At 67.8% G+C, this 17,245-nt stretch carries 17 protein-coding genes; 7 read left to right on the top strand and 10 right to left on the bottom strand.

Translation table 11 applies throughout. The annotated features are described in order from the left end of the window. Positions 1 to 49 precede the first annotated feature (49 nt). Both ACZ50J_RS20780 and ACZ50J_RS20775 read left to right on the top strand, forming a co-directional pair. Complete coding sequence (locus ACZ50J_RS20780; protein WP_464299056.1) at positions 50 to 2,200, top strand: ArnT family glycosyltransferase; 2,151 nt, start codon at positions 50 to 52, stop codon at positions 2,198 to 2,200. Between the two features lie 11 nt (positions 2,201 to 2,211). Next, positions 2,212 to 3,081, top strand: a complete 870-nt coding sequence (locus ACZ50J_RS20775) for a dolichyl-phosphate beta-glucosyltransferase (protein WP_464299055.1) — start codon at positions 2,212 to 2,214, stop codon at positions 3,079 to 3,081. Positions 3,082 to 3,121: 40 nt separating this feature from the next. On the opposite strand, the gene ACZ50J_RS20770 is transcribed toward ACZ50J_RS20775, so the two are convergent. The 5 genes from ACZ50J_RS20770 to ACZ50J_RS20750 form a co-directional block, all read right to left on the bottom strand. Further along, positions 3,122 to 3,736 carry a hypothetical protein gene (locus ACZ50J_RS20770; RefSeq protein ID WP_464299054.1) on the bottom strand — a complete coding sequence of 205 codons (615 nt, stop codon included), beginning with the start codon at positions 3,734 to 3,736 and terminating at the stop codon, positions 3,122 to 3,124. Between the two features lie 13 nt (positions 3,737 to 3,749). Further along, positions 3,750 to 4,718, bottom strand: a complete 969-nt coding sequence (gene ligD / locus ACZ50J_RS20765) for a non-homologous end-joining DNA ligase (protein ID WP_464299053.1) — start codon at positions 4,716 to 4,718, stop codon at positions 3,750 to 3,752. Positions 4,719 to 4,727: 9 nt separating this feature from the next. Next, positions 4,728 to 5,060, bottom strand: coding sequence for an ArsR/SmtB family transcription factor (locus ACZ50J_RS20760; RefSeq protein ID WP_464299052.1), 333 nt, complete (start codon positions 5,058 to 5,060; stop codon positions 4,728 to 4,730). Continuing rightward, the gene (locus ACZ50J_RS20755) at positions 5,057 to 5,485 is read right to left on the bottom strand and encodes an SRPBCC family protein (protein WP_464299051.1); all 429 of its coding nucleotides are present in this window, start codon (positions 5,483 to 5,485) and stop codon (positions 5,057 to 5,059) included. Before ACZ50J_RS20755 ends, ACZ50J_RS20760 begins: the two co-directional genes overlap by 4 nt. A gap of 159 nt (positions 5,486 to 5,644) precedes the next feature. Beyond that, the gene (locus ACZ50J_RS20750) at positions 5,645 to 7,225 is read right to left on the bottom strand and encodes an ABC-F family ATP-binding cassette domain-containing protein (RefSeq protein ID WP_464299050.1); all 1,581 of its coding nucleotides are present in this window, start codon (positions 7,223 to 7,225) and stop codon (positions 5,645 to 5,647) included. Between the two features lie 219 nt (positions 7,226 to 7,444). Between ACZ50J_RS20750 and ACZ50J_RS20745 the strand changes: the two genes are divergently transcribed. Further along, positions 7,445 to 9,238, top strand: a complete 1,794-nt coding sequence (locus ACZ50J_RS20745) for a long-chain-acyl-CoA synthetase (protein ID WP_464299049.1) — start codon at positions 7,445 to 7,447, stop codon at positions 9,236 to 9,238. A 174-nt stretch (positions 9,239 to 9,412) separates the two neighbouring features. Here ACZ50J_RS20745 and ACZ50J_RS20740 read toward each other — a convergent pair whose 3' ends face one another. The 4 genes from ACZ50J_RS20740 to ACZ50J_RS20725 form a co-directional block, all read right to left on the bottom strand. Then, positions 9,413 to 10,156 carry a histidine phosphatase family protein gene (locus tag ACZ50J_RS20740; protein ID WP_464299048.1) on the bottom strand — a complete coding sequence of 248 codons (744 nt, stop codon included), beginning with the start codon at positions 10,154 to 10,156 and terminating at the stop codon, positions 9,413 to 9,415. Between the two features lie 60 nt (positions 10,157 to 10,216). Then, complete coding sequence (locus tag ACZ50J_RS20735) at positions 10,217 to 10,507, bottom strand: hypothetical protein (protein ID WP_464299047.1); 291 nt, start codon at positions 10,505 to 10,507, stop codon at positions 10,217 to 10,219. 92 nt (positions 10,508 to 10,599) lie between these two features. After that, positions 10,600 to 11,865, bottom strand: a complete 1,266-nt coding sequence (locus ACZ50J_RS20730; RefSeq protein WP_464299046.1) for a fatty acid desaturase family protein — start codon at positions 11,863 to 11,865, stop codon at positions 10,600 to 10,602. 19 nt (positions 11,866 to 11,884) lie between these two features. Further along, complete coding sequence (locus ACZ50J_RS20725; protein ID WP_464299045.1) at positions 11,885 to 12,940, bottom strand: ferredoxin reductase; 1,056 nt, start codon at positions 12,938 to 12,940, stop codon at positions 11,885 to 11,887. Positions 12,941 to 13,033: 93 nt separating this feature from the next. Between ACZ50J_RS20725 and ACZ50J_RS20720 the strand changes: the two genes are divergently transcribed. The 4 genes from ACZ50J_RS20720 to ACZ50J_RS20705 all read left to right on the top strand — a co-directional run bounded on the left by ACZ50J_RS20720 (position 13,034) and on the right by ACZ50J_RS20705 (position 16,368). Continuing rightward, positions 13,034 to 14,251 (top strand): PucR family transcriptional regulator, encoded by a 1,218-nt coding sequence (locus tag ACZ50J_RS20720; RefSeq protein WP_464299044.1) that lies wholly within the window; start codon positions 13,034 to 13,036, stop codon positions 14,249 to 14,251. Positions 14,252 to 14,273: 22 nt separating this feature from the next. Continuing rightward, the gene (locus ACZ50J_RS20715; RefSeq protein ID WP_464299043.1) at positions 14,274 to 14,678 is read left to right on the top strand and encodes a VOC family protein; all 405 of its coding nucleotides are present in this window, start codon (positions 14,274 to 14,276) and stop codon (positions 14,676 to 14,678) included. Positions 14,679 to 14,754: 76 nt separating this feature from the next. Continuing rightward, positions 14,755 to 15,690, top strand: coding sequence for an alpha/beta fold hydrolase (locus tag ACZ50J_RS20710; protein WP_464299042.1), 936 nt, complete (start codon positions 14,755 to 14,757; stop codon positions 15,688 to 15,690). A gap of 51 nt (positions 15,691 to 15,741) precedes the next feature. Beyond that, complete coding sequence (locus ACZ50J_RS20705; RefSeq protein WP_464299041.1) at positions 15,742 to 16,368, top strand: hypothetical protein; 627 nt, start codon at positions 15,742 to 15,744, stop codon at positions 16,366 to 16,368. On the opposite strand, the gene ACZ50J_RS20700 is transcribed toward ACZ50J_RS20705, so the two are convergent. Further along, complete coding sequence (locus ACZ50J_RS20700; RefSeq protein ID WP_464299040.1) at positions 16,355 to 17,218, bottom strand: hypothetical protein; 864 nt, start codon at positions 17,216 to 17,218, stop codon at positions 16,355 to 16,357. The genes ACZ50J_RS20705 and ACZ50J_RS20700 overlap by 14 nt on opposite strands. Between the last annotated feature and the right edge of the window lie 27 nt (positions 17,219 to 17,245).

Genomic DNA, 17,245 nt, shown 5'->3' with positions numbered 1-17,245 from the left:
AGGTGACCTCCACAGGATTGCCATAAACGTGGTCGGCACGGTTCATCTCATGGATTCAGCGACCGCACACTTGCGGACCTCAGATCAGGCTGTCCGTAGGGAAAGCCCGGGCGACGCCACGCGCCCCGGTGCTGCTGCGGGCGGCGGCCGACTCGCGCACCTGTGGCGGGGACATCCGCACGACCCGGCGTGGGCCCGGCCGGCGATGTTCGGCCTGCTCGTCGCAACGGCCGTCCTCTACTTCTACAACCTGACTGCGAGCGGTTGGGCGAACTCGTTCTATTCCGCTGCAGCACAGGCCGGTTCGGTCAATTGGGAGGCATTCTTCTTCGGCTCCTCGGACGCCGCGAACTCCATCACGGTCGACAAGCCGCCGGCCGCGCTGTGGATGATGGCTCTCTCCGTCCGGATCTTCGGACTCAACTCGTTCGCAATGTTGATGCCGGAAGTCCTGATGGGCGTGGCCACCGTCGGCTTGGTCTACTCGATGGTTCGGCGGCATTTCGGTGCCGGCGCCGGCCTGCTCTCCGGAGCGGTGCTCGCCCTGACTCCGGTGGCAGCGTTGATGTTCCGCTTCAACAACCCCGACGCGTTGCTCGTCCTGTTGATGACGCTCGGCGCCTGGGGAACCCAGCGGGCCATCGAGAAGGGCTCCGTCCGGTGGATGGCACTGGTCGGCGTGTTCCTCGGCTTCGGGTTCCTGACCAAGACGTTCCAGGTCTTCCTCGTCATACCGTTCTTCGGGATCGCGTATCTCGTCGCGGCGCGCACCAGCCTCCGCCGCCGGATCATCGGGCTGCTTGCCGGCCTCGGCGCGATGGTCGTCGCCGGTGGGTGGTGGGTGCTGATCGTGCAACTGGTGCCCGCCAGTGCGCGCCCCTACATCGGTGGCAGCCAGGACAATTCGTTCTGGAACCTCACTTTCGGCTACAACGGCTTCGGCCGGTTGAGCGGTAACGAGACCGGTTCGGTCGGTGGTGGTGGCGGGCCCGGCGGCGGCAACGGCGGTGGCATGTGGGGCGTCACCGGCATCACCCGGATGTTCGGCTCCGAGGTCGGGAGTCAGATCTCCTGGCTGCTGCCGACCGCGCTGATCCTGCTCGGTGTCGGCGTCGCCCTCCGTGGTCGGCGGCCCCGCACGGACGGTCGGCGGGCGGCCTACCTCGTCTGGGGCGGTTGGTTGCTCGTGACCGGGCTGACCTTCTCCTTCATGGCCGGCATCTTCCATCAGTACTACACGGTCGCCCTCGCTCCGGCGATCGCCGCGGTGGTCGGCATGGGTGCGAAGGAGGCGTGGGACCGTAGACACGACGCGATCGGATCGATCACGCTGGCCGTGGCGACTGCAGCGGCAGCGACCTGGTCCTTCATCCTGCTCACCCGGGTCACTGCGTACGGCGACTGGTTGCGCGGCTCGATTCTCGCGGTCGGTATGGCGGCAGCATTCTTGCTGTTGGCGCTGAACTGGTTGCACCGCAAGGCGATTCCACTGGTTCTCACGGGAGCGATCGCGGCCGGTCTGGCCGGGCCGGCGGCATACACCTGGAGCACGGTGAACTCGGCCCACACCGGCTCGATCCCGACCGCTGGACCTGCCGGTAGCGGTGGGTTCGGTGGAGGTGGGGCACCTGGCGGTGGCGGCATGGGCGGCACGCCGCCCGGTGGCACCACTGGAACTCGCGGGGGCATGCCCGGGCAGGGAACCACCGGAGCCGCTCGTGGCGGACAGGGCACGGCGGCCGGACAGGGTGCAGCGACCGGGCAGGGCACGACCACCGGTCGCGGGACCACCGGCGGTGGCATGGGCGGCCTGCTGGACGCCAGCACGCCGAGCACGGCGATCGTCAGTGCGCTCCAGTCGAACGCCGGCAGCTACACCTGGGTTGCCGCCGCGATCGGCAGCAACAATGCCGCAGGGCTGCAGCTCGCGACCGGTCAGCCGGTGATGCCGATCGGTGGTTTCAATGGGAGCGATCCGTCGCCGACCCTCGCGCAGTTCAAGAGTTATGTGGCGTCCGGCAAGATCCACTACTTCGTCGCCGGTGGCGTCGGAGGTGGCGGCCAGTCGGGTGGCTCGAACGTCGCGCAACAGATCTCCACCTGGGTCGCGGCGCACTACAAGAAGGTGACGATCGGGGGATCGACCTTCTACGACCTGACCCAACCGACCAGCACCTCCGGCTCGTCGTCGAACGGCTGACAAGGAAACGGATGATGAAAACCATTCCGGAAGACAATGATTCGCTGACCCGGGACCACGCAGGATCACCGCAGGTGGTGCTCGATGTCGTCATCCCGGTGCACAACGAACAGCACATCCTCGAAGCGAGCGTCGACACCGTGTGGCACCTGCTGCATGCGGAGTTTCCCTACCCGTTCCGCATCACCATCGCCGACAGTGCCTCGACCGACGGCACGCTGCTGGTGGCTCGCCGGTTGGCGTCGAGGCTGGCCGAGGTGCGGGTGCAGGTGATGGATCGCAAGGGGCGTGGGCTGGCCCTCAAGCACGCCTGGCTCGCTTCGGACGCCCTCGTGCTTGCCTACATGGACGTCGACCTGTCCACCGATCTCGGCGGGCTGTTCCCGCTCGTGGCGCCGCTGTTGTCCGGTCATTCCGATGTCGCCATCGGGTCTCGGTTGGCTCGCGGGTCGCACGTGGTGCGGGGTCCGAAGCGCGAATTCATCTCTCGCAGCTACAACTTCATCCTGCGGTGGTCGTTGCGCACCGGATTCACCGATGCCCAGTGCGGCTTCAAGGCGATACGCAGCGACGTCGCCCGGGCGCTGTTGCCACTCGTCGAGGATGAGACGTGGTTCTTCGACACCGAGCTGCTGGTGCTCGCCGAGCGCTGTCGGCTGCGGATCCACGAGGTCCCGGTCGATTGGTATGACGACCCGGACAGTCGAGTGCACATCACCAGCACCGCCTGCGACGACCTGCGCGGTGTATGGCGCCTTCGCTGGTCGCGGGGCGAGGCCGATCCGCAGATCCAGGAACTGCGGAAAGCACTGGGGCGGTTGGGGATCGACACGTCGGCATTGTCAGACCACAGGGTTCCCGAGGTGCAACTCGCCGACTGACGGCGAATGTGGATTGCAGCCCGCCATACGTCGGGAGAGATCAGTCCCGATCCGACGCGGGCAACTGCGGGGCTGAGCGCGCCGGTGCTTCGAGCGCCGGCGCGTTCTCCTGTGTCAGGTAGGCGTCGACAGCTGTGGCGATCTCTGCGACCGGACGCGGTGGCAGGTATGCCGACGCGCCGGCGTCGAGTAGTCGGCTGACCGGACCTGGATAGCTGATCTCGAGCTCGTCGTCCTCGATCTCGGTGACGATCAGGCGGGCGTCCGGGAAGGAGCCGCGCAAGATGTTCAGCAACTGCGGACTCACCGGGTTGACGAGGAGCACGTCCGCGGTCGGCGGTGCGTCGTGGAGGTCGAGAACGATGTATTCCGAGCCGAATTCGTCAGACAGGCGACGGCGCGCGACGTCCGAGAGTTTCATCGCCGTCGCCACGACAGTGACGCCCTCCGGCGTCTCGACCTCGGGCGCCGAGGTGCGAGACTCCGGGAGGACAACACCTTCGAGGACCGAGGGCCGGAACAGCAGTTGACCGAGCTCGCGGTCGCCGCTGACCACGGTGATCTCGGCGCCGTCCATCGCGGCTGTGAGCGATGCGCGCAGATCCTCGGGCAGCGCGTCCAGATCCAGTCTGGTTGTTCCCCCTCGGCGCCCCATGCCTCCAGTGTGCCTACTCGGCCGGTTCGGGTGGGTCTTCGGCCCCTGCGTGTTCGTCGCGTTCGGCCCAGTCGAGGAGCGTGTCGAGGCGGAATGCCTCGTCGTCGATGCCTGCAGCGGGGTCGCCGCGCTCGGCATACCTCTGGGGGACGGTGGCGATGGTGCAGGCCTGCGGCTCGATGTCATCGAGTTCGTCCCAGGTGAACGGAGTCGACACGGTGCCTGCGGCGTTGCCACGCACCGAGTAGGCGGCGGCGATCGTGTGGTCCCGGGTGTTCTGGTTGTAGTCGACGAAGACCATTCGCGGGTCGCGATTCTTGCGCCACCACGTCGTGGTGACGTCCTCGGGTGCGCGGCGCTCGACCTCCCGCGCGAAGGCCAGCGCCGCCCGGCGAACGTCCTGGAATCCCCATTCCGACTCGATCCGGACGTAGACGTGCAGCCCGGAGCCACCCGAGGTCTTCGGATAGCCGGTGATGCCGAGCTCGTCGAGCAGTTCGTGTGCGACCCGTGCCGTACGACGCACCCGGTCGAACCCCGCTTCCGGCATCGGGTCGAGATCGATGCGCCATTCGTCGGGGCGCTCCACGTCGAACCGCCGGGAGTTCCACGGGTGGAACTCGACGGTCGACATCTGGACGGCCCAGATCACGGCGCCGATCTCGGTGACGCAGAGCTCGTCGGCCGTGCGGTTCCACCGGGGGAAGTGAATGTTGACTGTTTCCAGCCAATCCGGCGCACCGCGAGGCACTCGCTTCTGATGCACCTTCTCTCCGGTGACGCCGGTCGGAAAGCGGTGCAACATGCAGGGTCGGTCCCGCAGCGCCTGGACGATCCCGTCGCCGACCGACAGGTAGTAGTGCGCCAGATCGAGCTTGGTCTCGCCCCGCTCGGGGAAGTAGACCCGGTCGGGGTTGGAGATCCGCACCGTGTGCTCGCCGGCCTCGAGCTCGATCGCCGGTGTGCTGCCCTTGGCTGCCATATCGCAAACCTAGTGGGCGGTGTCGTCCTCCGCTGCCGTCCGGAGCGCCGCGAGCCGGTCGTCCCAGGACCCGGCCAGGTCGCGGAGCCACGTCGATGCGGCATACAGAGCATCAGCCACCGCGACATACCGTATGGCGCGGCCGACCCGCTCGCGTCGTACCAGCCCCGAATCCTCAAGCACCGCAAAGTGTTTCATCACAGCTTGGCGGCTGATCGGTAGAACGCGGGCAACGTCGCTCGCCGACCCGCCGCCCTGCCGCGCCACGACCGTCAGCACCGCACGACGACTCGGGTCGGTCAGTGCGGCGAAGACCTTCGTGGCGACGTCCTCGGCACTCACGCAACTTCAGCCGCTTCCCGGAGCGCGCCGAGTTGGGTCTGCCAACCCTCGGTGTTGTCCCGATGGCCGGCAATCCGCGTCTCCTCGCTGACGGCCAGTGCGGCGAACCCGGTCTCCAGGACGCGCACAGTGACCACGTCGTCGGATTCGGCCAGGAAGAACTCGATGAGCGTCGAATTGTCGTCGGTGAGCGGAGTGTCCGGCGTCGTCGGGGCCCAGCGGAACGAGCAGTAGTCCTGCGGCTGGCTGTCGACGGCCCGCACGGGATAGCACTCACGCGTCGCCGCCGGCGGGGCCTGTATGCCGTCCGGTCCGTCCCCCAGCCACCAGCCGGGGGCGCTCACCAGCGTCCAGACCCGGTCCAGTGGTGCCTGGATCTCGACGACGTTCTCGATGCGGTCCGGCAACTGCGTCTTCTCGGTCATGGCGGCTCCTTGGCTGTCTCGGTGGTGTAACTCAACGGTTGCACATCGGATGAGACAAACGCAACCCCAGGGTTGCATTTGTCTCGGATTCGACACTCGCTGCGGGCGATGGGTGTCAACAACTCCCAACGGTAGGGACTTGTCAGCGGGGGCCGGTGCTCATCCCGCAGGCTGCAGCCGTATGGCGCGGCCCTCCCAGCGTTTCCGGATCCACCGGTCATGGCTGGCGAGTATGACGGTGACCGGACTGGCGGCGAGCGCGTTCTCCAGTTCGTCCACCAGGGCCAGGGACAGGTGATTGGTCGGCTCGTCCAACAACAGCAGGTCCGGTTGCCGCGCGATGAGCAACGCCAACTCGACCCGTCGTTGTTGGCCGAGGCTGAGCTCGCGGAGCGGTCGACCATGATCGCGCGGATGCAACAAACCCAATGACGACAACGAGATTCGGCCATCGGACTGATCGAAGAGCCGGCTGGCCGACGCTTCCGGATCGGGCAGGGACACGTCCTGGGTGAGCAGCCCGATCTGTCTCGCCCGCACGTCGGCCTGCCCGGTGTCCGGCATGCGACGGCCGGCGATCAGGTCGAGCAGTGTCGACTTGCCGGCACCGTTGACGCCGGTCACCAGCACGTGTTCGCCGGGTGTGACGTCCAGTCGGTCACAGCGCAGCCGACCACGCACGCGTGCGTCCCGGACCGAAACCGCCGCGATCGGCTGCCGGTCGAATGAACCCGAAAACTGCATCACTGCAGGCGGTTTCGGGATTCGCTCGCGCTCGAGAAGCTCGATCCGCTGCTCGGCGTTGCGCCGTCGCCGGCTCACCGTGGCCTGGACGCGCTGCCCCTTGAACCCGTAGATGAACTTGTCGTTGTCCCGGGGTCCTCGGTCATGGGCGATGTCCAGGTTGGTGGTCCGGGCCGCCGCGCGCAGCTCGGTCAGCTCGTCCTGCTGCGCCTCGAACTCCTCCTGCCACCGCTGCCGTGACGCGTTCTTGGCCGCCAGGTAGTCCGTGAAGTTGCCGGAGAAGAGCCGCCCACCGCGTCCGTCCGTGCCGAAGTGCGACGGGTCGAGATCGACGATCGCGGTGCACACCCGGTCCAGGAAGACACGGTCGTGCGAGGCGACCAAGGTGGCGCTCTCCATCGAATTCACTTCGTGCTCAAGGAAATCCAACGCTTCGTCGTCCAAGTGATTGGTCGGTTCGTCCAACAACAGGACCTCCGGGCGTCGGGTGAGCAACGCAGCGAGTGCGAGTCGCGATCGTTCCCCACCCGACATCGAGCGCACCGTCCGCGACGGGTCCAGTGCGCCCAGGCCGAGTCGATGCGCGGCCACCTCGGCGCGACGGTCGGCGTCCCACGCATCGTGCGCCGTCGCCCACTCGAGCAGCCGGGAGTAGTCGTCGGCGAGTTCCGGGCGGTCGTCGAGCTGTGCGGCGAGGGCCGCCAGGTGCTCGACGCCGTGGTGCAACGGCGCGAGGGCGTCGTACATGACCTGAGCGAGGGTCGCCGCCGGGTCAAGCCCCGAGTCCTGACTGAAGTAGCCGACGTCGTCCGGCCGCCGCACGCCTCCGCCATCGGGTTCACGCAGGCCGGCCGCGATCTGCAGCAGGGTCGACTTGCCGGAGCCGTTCTCGCCGACCAGACCCACGGTCGCGCCGGGTATGACGGAGAGGCTGACACCGTCCAGCACGCGCCGGTCGGCATACGAGAAGACGAGATCGGTGATCTGAAGAGACATGCGAGAGATCCGTTCCACAGGGCATGGGAAGAGCTCGCCGGGCAGATTTCCACGGACGCGAGCAGGTGGCGGTCTCAGTTCTTCATGGCGGGGATAGCCTGACAGGGAGGCCGCGGACGGGGCAATCCGATTAATCGATGCGATCGGGCAAACGTGAGGTTACTCGTGGGTATCGTGGAGCAGTCCCGGGAGCCGTGGCACCAGCAACAAGGAGTTTCAATGAGTCCACAGACCCGTCAGCGCGTGAGCCTGCTCGACCTCGGCAAGGGTGCACTCGGCATCCTGCCCGACCTGCCGTTGCTGGCCAAGGAGGCGCCGGGGCTGCTGTTGCGCAAACCCACCGCCAAGAACTCGCTGGGTCTGATCTTCCAGAACAACGCCGCCCGCCACCCGGACCGGGACTTCGTCAAGGGCGAGGGCGACGACGGCAACGTCCGCACCCTCACCTACGGAGAGGCCAATTCCATCGTCAACCGCTATGCCCACGTGCTGCAGGTCCAAGGCGTCCAGCGGGGCGACGTCGTGGGGCTGATGGCGCACAACGGCATCGACAACCTGCTGGTGATGTTGGCGACCGTGAAGCTCGGCGCCGTGGCCGGCCTGCTCAATTACAACCAGCGGTCCGACGTGCTCGCGCACAGCCTGGGTGTGCTCGGTGCGCGCGTCGTGGTCGTCGAGGACTCCTGCACCGAAGGCTTCGCGACCGCCGGGGACGCTGCCGACGCGCAGCAGATGCTGACCTTCTCGGAGCTGGCGGACGCCGCCACTGCCCAGAGCGATGACAACCCGGCGGCCTGCGCGCAGACGGTCGCCCACGAGAAGGCCTTCTACATCTTCACCTCCGGCACGACCGGTATGCCGAAGGCCTCGGTCATGAGCCACTTCCGCTGGCTGAAGTCCTACAGCGGACTCGGCGCGCTCGGGGTGCGGCTGAAGTCGAGCGACACGATGTACTGCGCGCTGCCGCTCTACCACAACAACGCGGTCACGGTCGCGCTCAGCTCGGTGCTGGTCAGCGGGGCGTCGATGGCGATCGCACCGAAGTTCAGCGCCAGCAAGTTCTGGGACGACTGCATCCGGTATGACGCCACGGCTTTCGTCTACATCGGCGAACTGTGTCGTTACCTCCTCGCCCAGCCCGCCAAGCCGATCGACCGCCAGCACAAGGTGCGGGTGATCGTCGGGAACGGCCTGCGGCCGGACATCTGGGCGGACTTCCAGAGCCGGTTCGGCATCGCGCGCATCGCGGAGTTCTACGGCGCGAGCGAGTGCAACATCGCGTTCATCAACGCCTACAACCTGGACCAGACCGCCGGCACCTGCCCGCTGCCCTACTCGGTCGTCGCGTATGACGTCGAGACCGGCGCGGCCACCCGCGACGGCAAGGGCCGGCTGAGCAAGGTCAAGAAGGGCGAGGTCGGCCTGCTGCTGGCCAAGGTCACCAACCGCGCGCCGTTCGACGGCTACACCGACGACGACGCCACCGAGGCGAAGCTGCTGCGCAACGGGTTCAAGGACGGTGACGTCTGGTTCAACACTGGAGACCTGGTCCGCGACCAGGGCTTCACCCATGTGGCCTTCGTCGACCGGCTGGGCGACACCTTCCGATGGAAGGGTGAGAACGTCGCGACGACCGAGGTCGAGGGCGCGGTCAGCGAATTCCCCTGTGTCGACGACGTGACCGTCTACGGCGTCGAGGTGCCCGGCACCGACGGCAAGGCCGGTATGGCGGCCGTCGTCCTGCACGAGGGCCAGGAGTTCGACGGACCCGGGCTGGCCGCGTCGCTGGCGTCATCGCTCCCGGTATACGCGCTGCCGTTGTTCGTCCGGGTCACCGACTCGCTGGAGCACACGTCGACGTTCAAGAGCCGCAAGATCGAACTGCGCAACCAGGGCTTCCGGAAGGCCGGCGACGATGCGGTCTACGTGCTGACCGACCAGGTGGGCGGTTACGTGCCGCTGTACGACGGCTACGCGGACGACGTGATCTCCGGGAAGTACCCCCGCGTTTGACCGAGCTCCCTGAGGAGCGCGTGAGCCGCGCCCTGAGGAGTCCGTGAGGCACGAGCGGACGTCTCGAAGGGGCACGAGCGGACGTCTCGAAGGGGCACGAGCGGACGTCTCGAAGGGTCGCGTGAGGGACCTCGAGACGCTCCTTCGTCGCTCCTCGGCCACCTCTGTCCGCGATCAGCGCGCGGTAACGAGCTTGGCTTCGGGCAGGTGCCCGATCTCGTTGTAGGTCAGCAGTTGCGGCAGGCCTTCCTTGTCCAGCTGCAGGCGCGTGATGCCGGTGTTGTAGCCGGCCATCGAGGTCTCCCGCCAGATGCTCTCGATCGCCAGGTCGTTGGTGTCCGGCCGGTCCGGGTCGCGCACGTCGCGGTCCCATGGTTCGCGCACCAGGATCCGCGCGACGATCCAGGAGATCAGCCCGACGCTGGAGACCACCAGCGTGCGCTCGGCCTCGTGCTCCAGCAGGGCCGACATCGCGGTGCGCACCCGGTGGTCGAAGGAGGAGAAGGTCTCGGTGTAGTCCTCGTCGTGCTCGCCGCTCGCCCAGCGCGCGATCGCCTGGGTGAACATGTCCTCGAACGCAGCACGCGGCCGCAACGTGCGGACCATGTCGGCCTTGAGCACGAGCATGTTCTTGTATGCCGGCTTGAAGGTGTTGATGATCTCGACGTGGTCCAGCTCGTTCCAGGCGTCGTCGACGTCGGTGGGGGTGACCCAGCCGGCCGCGACACAGATGCCGGCGGCGGTCTGGCGTTGCCGGTTGAGACTGCCGCTGACGATCCGGTCCGGGGTCGCCCCACGGGTGCTCAGGAACTGCCCGAGCAGTCGCGTCTGGGTGCGGCCGAGCTCGCTGAGTTGGTCGTAGTCGCTCTTGCCGAACGATGCTTGACCGTGGCGCACGAGCAGGATCGAGCGGGTCATGGCATCAATCTAGTGGTCCGGGAGAGACGCCCACACGTCCGGGACCGGACGGCCGCCGGCTCAGTCGAGGCGGGTCAACGTGCCGTCCGCGTCGACGCGGAACCGGGCCGCGGACGCTCGGTTCTCGCTCGGCAGGGCACTGGGGCTGACGCCCGCGTCGTGCGTCGCGTGCTGGGCGGAGGTGTGCTTCAGCCCGGTGCTGACACCGGCTGCGGTGGCGCTGGCAGCCGGAATGGCACCCGTGCCGACGATGAGGATCGCTGCGCTGCCGAGCAGGGTGCGCCCTGCCCGGCGCAGGAATCCGGAACCCTGATCTGCCTCTGAGTGAAGGAGTGCGGTGGTGGTGTTCATGGGGACCACTCAACCGCCGGCCGGTATGGCCATCCTGTGTGAGCTCTATGCCGATGCGATGGGCATCAGCACAGAGCCCGGCACACGAAGGATCAGGCGGTGCGCTCGACCGGCTTCGGCAGGGCGAGTCGAGCCCGACGCCGCTTCTCCTTGTTGGGGGAGTAGACGGCTTTGATGGTCTCCCAACGGTTTTCGTCCGGAAGCGCCAGCTGGCAGATCTTCTTCCAGGTCTGGAAGAGCTGCTTGGGCAGCGGACCCGTGGTGTAGGGCAGGCCGTACTTGCGGCATACCTCGCGCAGCTTGGGCGCGACCTCGATGTAGCGGTTGGACGGCAGGTCCGGGAAGCAGTGGTGCTCGATTTGGTGCGACAGGTTGCCGGTCAGGATGTGGAAGAGCTTGGACCCGGAGAGGTTCGCCGAGCCGAGCATCTGCCGGATGTACCAGTCGCCGCGCGTCTCACCGTCGATCATGTCCTCGGTGAAGACGTCGACACCGTCCGGGAAGTGCCCGCAGAAGATGACTGCGTGCGCCCACACGTTGCGGATGCAGTTGGCGGCGACGGTGCCGGCCAGGCCGCGCTTGAAGGAGTTGCCGGCCAGCAGACCGGCCGCCGGGGTCGCGATGTAGTCCTTGGCGACCATCCGGATGGCCTTCTTCTTCAGCGCCGAGAGGTCGCTGTCGAACTCCTCCTTGGTCTTCAGCCCGGCCTTGACCATGTCCCACTCGAGGTCGTAGGACGCGATGCCCCACTCGAACAGCGGCGACAGCGCAGCATTGACGATCGGGTTGAAGACGTCGCGCGGCTGCCACGGCTGGTCGTCGCTCACGCGCAGGATGTTGTAGCCGACGTCGCGGTCCTTGCCGAGGACGTTGGTCCAGGTGTGGTGGATGTCGTTGTGGGTGTGCTGCCAGCCGCGGGCCGGCGCCACGAAGTCCCACTCCCACGTCGTGGAGTGGATGTCCGGGTCGCGCATCCAGTCCCACTGACCGTGCAGCACGTTGTGCCCGATCTCCATGTTCTCCAGGACCTTGCACAGCGCGATCGCTCCGGTGCCCAGCGTCCAGCCGAGCTTGCTCTTGCTGAAGGCGAGCGTGATGCGGCCGCCGGCGTCCAGCCCGCGGGCGACGCGGATCACCCGGCGGATGTATGCCGCGTCCGCGGCGCCACGGTCGGCGATGACCTCGTCGCGGATCGCGTCCAACTCGACACCGAGTTGGTGCACCTGCTCATCCGTCAGATGTGCCGCTGCGTCGGGCCTGGCCAATGGTGCACCGGTCGTCGGCAGGACGCCGGTGCGCTTCTTCGGCGCGGCAGGGGTCGCGGTGGTTTCGGTGGTCAGTTCGGATGTCAGAGTCACGATCTTTCAGGATCCTTGATCAGATATCGAGGTGGCAGGTCCCGGCGGCGGCCGAGATGCAGGTTTGGATGAGGTCGCCTTCGGTGTCGTTGATCTCTCCGGTGCGCAGGTCACGCACCTGGCCGGACAGGAGGGGGGTCAGGCAGGTGCGGCAGATGCCCATCCGGCAACCACTCGGCATCAACACACCGGCCTCCTCGCCGACCTCGAGCAAGGGGGTGCTCGCGTCGGCTACTACCTCGCGGTCGGACTTCTCGAAAATCACCGTGCCACCGTTGCCTGAGACTTCGGTGAGCTTGGCGGTCTCGAAGCGTTCAACGGTCAGGCTGTCCGGAAGGTTCGCGCCGCGCCACAGGCGCTCGGCGTCGTCCAACATGGCGGTCGGACCGCAGACGTAGGTCTTGCGGCTGCGCCAGTCGGGGCACAGTGCGTCGAGGTCGTCGATCGAGCCGAAGTCGATCCGGCCTTCGTCCGCGGTGTAGCGGTGTATGACGTGGAAGCCGCCGTGTTCGGCGGTGAGCTCGGCGAGCTCCTCACTGAACAAAGCGGATTCGGCGTCGCGTGCCGAGTGGATCAGGACCACGTCGGCGTCCGACCGCTTCGGCAGCAGCGTGCGGATCATCGACATCACCGGGGTGATGCCGCTGCCACCGGTGAGCATCAGCAACGGTCGGGGTCCGGTCGGCAGCACGAACTCGCCCTGCGGCGGCGCCAGGAAGAAGATGTCGCCGACCCGTGTCTCGTGAGCCAGGTGCGAGGAGACCTTGCCGCAGGCGGTCACGGTGATCTCCGGGTCGCCGCCGGCGGGAGCGGACAGCGAGTAGGAACGCCACTGCCGGACACCGTCGATCTCCACACCGATCCGGGCCCACTGGCCGGCGTCGTGCGGTGACCAGCCGTCGCCGGGACGGAACGCGATCGTGGTCGACTGCGCGGTTTCCGGGCGGACCGCGGTGACGACACCGCGCAGTTGCCGGGACGAGGAGAGCGGGTTGATCAGCGCGAGAAAATCATGCGGCGGCGCGGGATGCGTGAACACCGAGGCAGCGCGCAGCGCAACCGACTTCAAACCCATGTGTCCACTGTAATTGGCTCGCGACGCTCATTCATCCGCCTCACGCCTACAATGGAGAGCATCATTTTATCGTCCGACAACAAAGGGTCTGGTATGACGAGCGCTGCGCGACCCGCCAAGGCCACCATGATCGGCTCCGAACTGCCGTGGGCCGAGCTGCCGCGGGATGTCAGCACGCTGCTGCAGGACTCGCTGCCGGAGCTCGTCGAGGAGATCGTGTCACGGATCCCGCAGGAGGTCCCCGAGTACTCCCGGCCGCTGGAGGGCGATTTCGGCACGGCCGTCCGCCGCGGCGTGGAGATAGCCCTCGGCAGGCTGTTCATCGACCTGCCCGGCCGCGACGAGCCGGCGCTGATGCCGGACACCCGAGCCGTCTATCGGCAGATCGGGGTGGGCGAGGCGCGCACCGGTCGGTCGCTCGAGGCGCTCCTGTCGGCATACCGGCTGGGCGCCCGCGTCACGTTCCGCGCGGTGTCGGCGATCGCCGACCGGGTCGGGCTCGAGCCGCGGCTGATGCTGCCGCTCGGTGAGTCGATCTTCGTCTACATCGACGAGATCTCGGCGGCCAGCATCGAGGGGTTCACCGAGGAGCAGTCGCGGCAGGTCGGGGAGCGGGACCGGCGTCGTGAGTCGTTGCTGCGGCGGATGCTGGCCGGCAACCTGCCGGAGGTCGAGGGCCGCCGGCTCGCCGGCCGGGCGGGCTGGACCATCCCGGCCCGTCTCGTCGCCGTCGTGGTGCCGACCGAGCACGGTGAGGGGCTGCGTGCGGCGGTCGGCGAGGACGCGCTCGTCAGCGGTCGCACCGGTGAGGTCGTCGTCCTGGTGCGCGCGCCGGAGACCGACGCCGACCGCGGAAAGCTCGCGGCGACCCTCGGTGATCGACCGGCCTGGGTCGGTCCGGTGCGTACGTGGGACAAGGCCGAGGAGTCCTATCGGATGGCGGCGGTGGCCGCAGCGACGCCGTCTCTGGCGTATGACGGCCCTGGTGTCCGCTGGGTCGAGGACCATCTCACGGCGATCGCGCTGCACGCCGATCCGTTGGTGATGACCGATCTGGCGGCCCGCTGCCTGGGGCCGATGGCTCAGCTGCGCCCGGAACAACGCGATCGACTGGCGGAGACCCTGCTGGTCTGGCTGAAGCACCGCGGTGAGCGTGGTCGTATCGCAACCGAACTGCACGTGCACCCGCAGACCGTCGGTTACCGCCTCGGGCAACTGCGCGATGTCTTCGCCGACGACCTGGATGATGCCGACCGGCGGTTCGAGCTGGAGCTGGTGCTGCGCGCCGGCCATCGCCCGGACGCCGAGTGACCGAGAGGTAAGGAGGAGCCCGATGTCGTTGCGCTGGGACAGTGTGGTCGTGGACTGCCGCGACCCGTGGACGCTCGCGCGCTGGTGGGCCGAGGTGCTCGGCTGGCAGGTCGTGCAGGAATCCCACGACGATGCCGTCATCGCACCGCCGCACGCGGTCGGTTCCGGCCCGTTGTCGACGACGGACTGGCAACAGCTCGGGCCGGTCCTGGTGTTCGGGACCGCGCCCGAGGGCAAGCAGGTCAAGAACCGGTTGCACCTCGACCTGGCACCGCACCTGTCCGACGACCGGGACGCCGAGATCGCCCGGCTGCTCGACCTGGGAGCGACGCATGCGGACATCGGCCAGAGCGACGAGCTGCCGTGGACCGTCCTGGCCGATCCCGAGGGGAACGAGTTCTGTGTGCTCAGTGCGCGTGATCGCTGACGCCGGAGACCCCCCGTGACGGCACTGTGACCCTGGATCCCGTCCACCGGAACCTTCCATCTCGTAAGTTGTGCGGGTGACGACTGCGAAGCTGCGTGAGCGGTATGTCGAACTCGACGGCATCCGCGTCCATTACGTGACCGAGGACGGCCCCAAGGACGGTCCGCGATTCGTGCTGGTGCACGGGTTGGGCGGGTCCTGGGCCAACTGGGCCGACGTGATGCCGCTGCTCGCCGAGCACGGCCGCGTCGTCGCACTCGACCTCGGTGGCCACGGACTCACCCAGGCGACGCCCGAGCAGTCGACGGTCTCGGCGAACCTGAAGCTGCTGCAGCGCTTCGTCCAGAGCACCTGCGACGGACGCCCGGCGATCGTCGTCGGCAACTCCATGGGCGGATTCCTGGCCGGCCAGCTCGCCGCGCTCGACAAGCGCGTTGTCGCGGGCGCCGTGTTGATCGATCCCGCCATACCTCCGACGCCGGTGAGCCGACCGGAGCCGATGGTGCTCGTCGGATTCGGCGTCAGCTCGCTGCCGGTCGTCGGGCCGCGGGCGCTCGCCGGCCAGGGCAAGCGCGTGTCGATCGAGAAGCAGGTCGACTTCACGATGCGGCTGGTCACCTCCAACTTCGATCGCATCAGCCCGGAGCTCTACAAGCTGCACCTGGAGGACGCCATACAGCGCCCGGAACGGGTCGGGAACGCCGACGCGCAATACCTTGCGGCGACGAAATCGCTTCTCTGGCAACTCTTTCGGCGTGGTCGATACGCCCGGACGATGCACCGGATCATTCAGCCGGTGCTGTTGCTGCACGGCGCGCACGACCGGTTGGTGCACGTCCGGACGGCGCGCGCGCTCGCGGCGGCGAACCCGCACTGGAGCTACGTCGAGGGTGCCGATCAGGGACACACGCCGATGCTGGACTACCCCGAGTGGGTGGCCGATCAAGTGCTCAGCTGGGTCGATGCGCACCCGGCCCTGAGCAGCCGTGGAGCGCTGTCCGCCGGTGCGTGACGGTCGTCACGCGATTTGGAGACTCGCCGACGCCCCGGGCATTCTGGATCGATGAGCACTACCCAGGTACACGCCCGCCGTCTGAGTGTCGTCGCGGTCGCAGCATGCGGTCTCCTCGGATTGAGCGCTTGCTCCGGCGGCAGCTCCTCGGACTCCGCATCGTCCGCCGGCACCGCCTCGAGCACCCTGCCGACGGCCACCTCGACCAGCAGCTCGCCGTCGACGAGCGCCACGAGCAGCTCCGCCGCGAGCTCGTCCTCGAAGGCGGCCACGTCGTCGAAGTCGTCCGGCGCGAAGTCCTCCGCCACGAAGTCGAGCAGCGCGCCGGCGAGCAAGAGCACCAAGGCGACCCCGAAGCCGGACCCGGTCGCCGCGTGCAAGACCGCCAACAGCAAGAGCAACCAGGCGATCAGTCAGTGGAACAGTGCGGTCAGTTCGCAGTCCAAGAGCAAGCTGGACTCCGCTGCGCACAACTTCCGCACCGTCTCCGGCGCCTTGCGCAAGTTGCCCGCCAAGGCCGGCAACAAGAGCTTCACGGTGCGCGTCAAGGCGGTCGCCGCCGACCTGGACCAGATGGCCACGGATCGCTTCGCCGGCAAGACGGTCGACCCGTCGAAGTACAACTCGGACTCCGAGACGCTGCGCAGCTTCTGCCAGAAGGTCCTCACGACCGGGTAGTACTCGCCGCGTCCTGTTCTGCTGCTGCGACCGCCTGTTCGGCGGCCGATCGCGCTGCGGCGGCCTGCTCCGCGCGGGCTCGGGTGCTGCGCGCCGTATGACGCGCAGCGTCGAGTGCCCGCTCGGCGAGTGCAGCGGACTGCTGTGCCGAGGATTCCGCGCGACGAGCGGCCTCCAGCGCCGCCGATGCCTCGGCGAGTCGCTGCTCGGCGGCAGCGCGCCGCTCGGCCAGTCGACGTTCGGCGTCCGCCTCGCTGCTCGGCCCGGTGTCCTGCCCCGGCTCCGGCGTTGTCCCCGCGGTCTCGTTTCCGTCCGTCTCCGCAGTCGACCCCGAGGTCGAGCGCAGCGGTATGGCGACGGCGTCCTGCAGGTCCACATCGCCGAAACCGCTGTAGCGCAGGCCGCTGACCAGACGACCGCTGCCGACCGCGCGCCCGGCCTCGGCGTCGGCCACGGCCGCGACCAAGGTGTCGGACAGTTGCTCCTGCACGGCGGACGACGGCGGCTCGTCGGCCGTTTCCGCGATCTGTGAGACGAGGCGTGAGACCAGCGAATTCCGCTCTGTGCTCAGCGATCTCATCGAGGCGACGTCCAGTGTGCTCTGAGCCGCGCGCAGCTTCTCACCGAGTGCGAGCAGCTCGTCCAACCCGCCGTGGTCGTCCCGGCGGTGCAGCTGATTGAGGAGCGCGGCCGCGACGGTCGGGCGGCGCAATGCCTTGAGCTGATCGGCCAGCTCCCTGTCCCCGGCGGCGCGGGCCTGCTTCACCGCAGCGTCGCGCTGGGCGATGAACTGGTCGGGCGGCCCGGCATACAGTTGCTCGACGGTTCGCTCGAATTCGTCGGCGGGCATGGTCACAGTCAACAGCACCGGTGGGCA

Source organism: Flexivirga sp. G2 (genome assembly GCF_055397625.1).
Note: the sequence above shows the minus strand (reverse complement) of the source record. Positions and strands in the feature narration are given on the sequence as shown.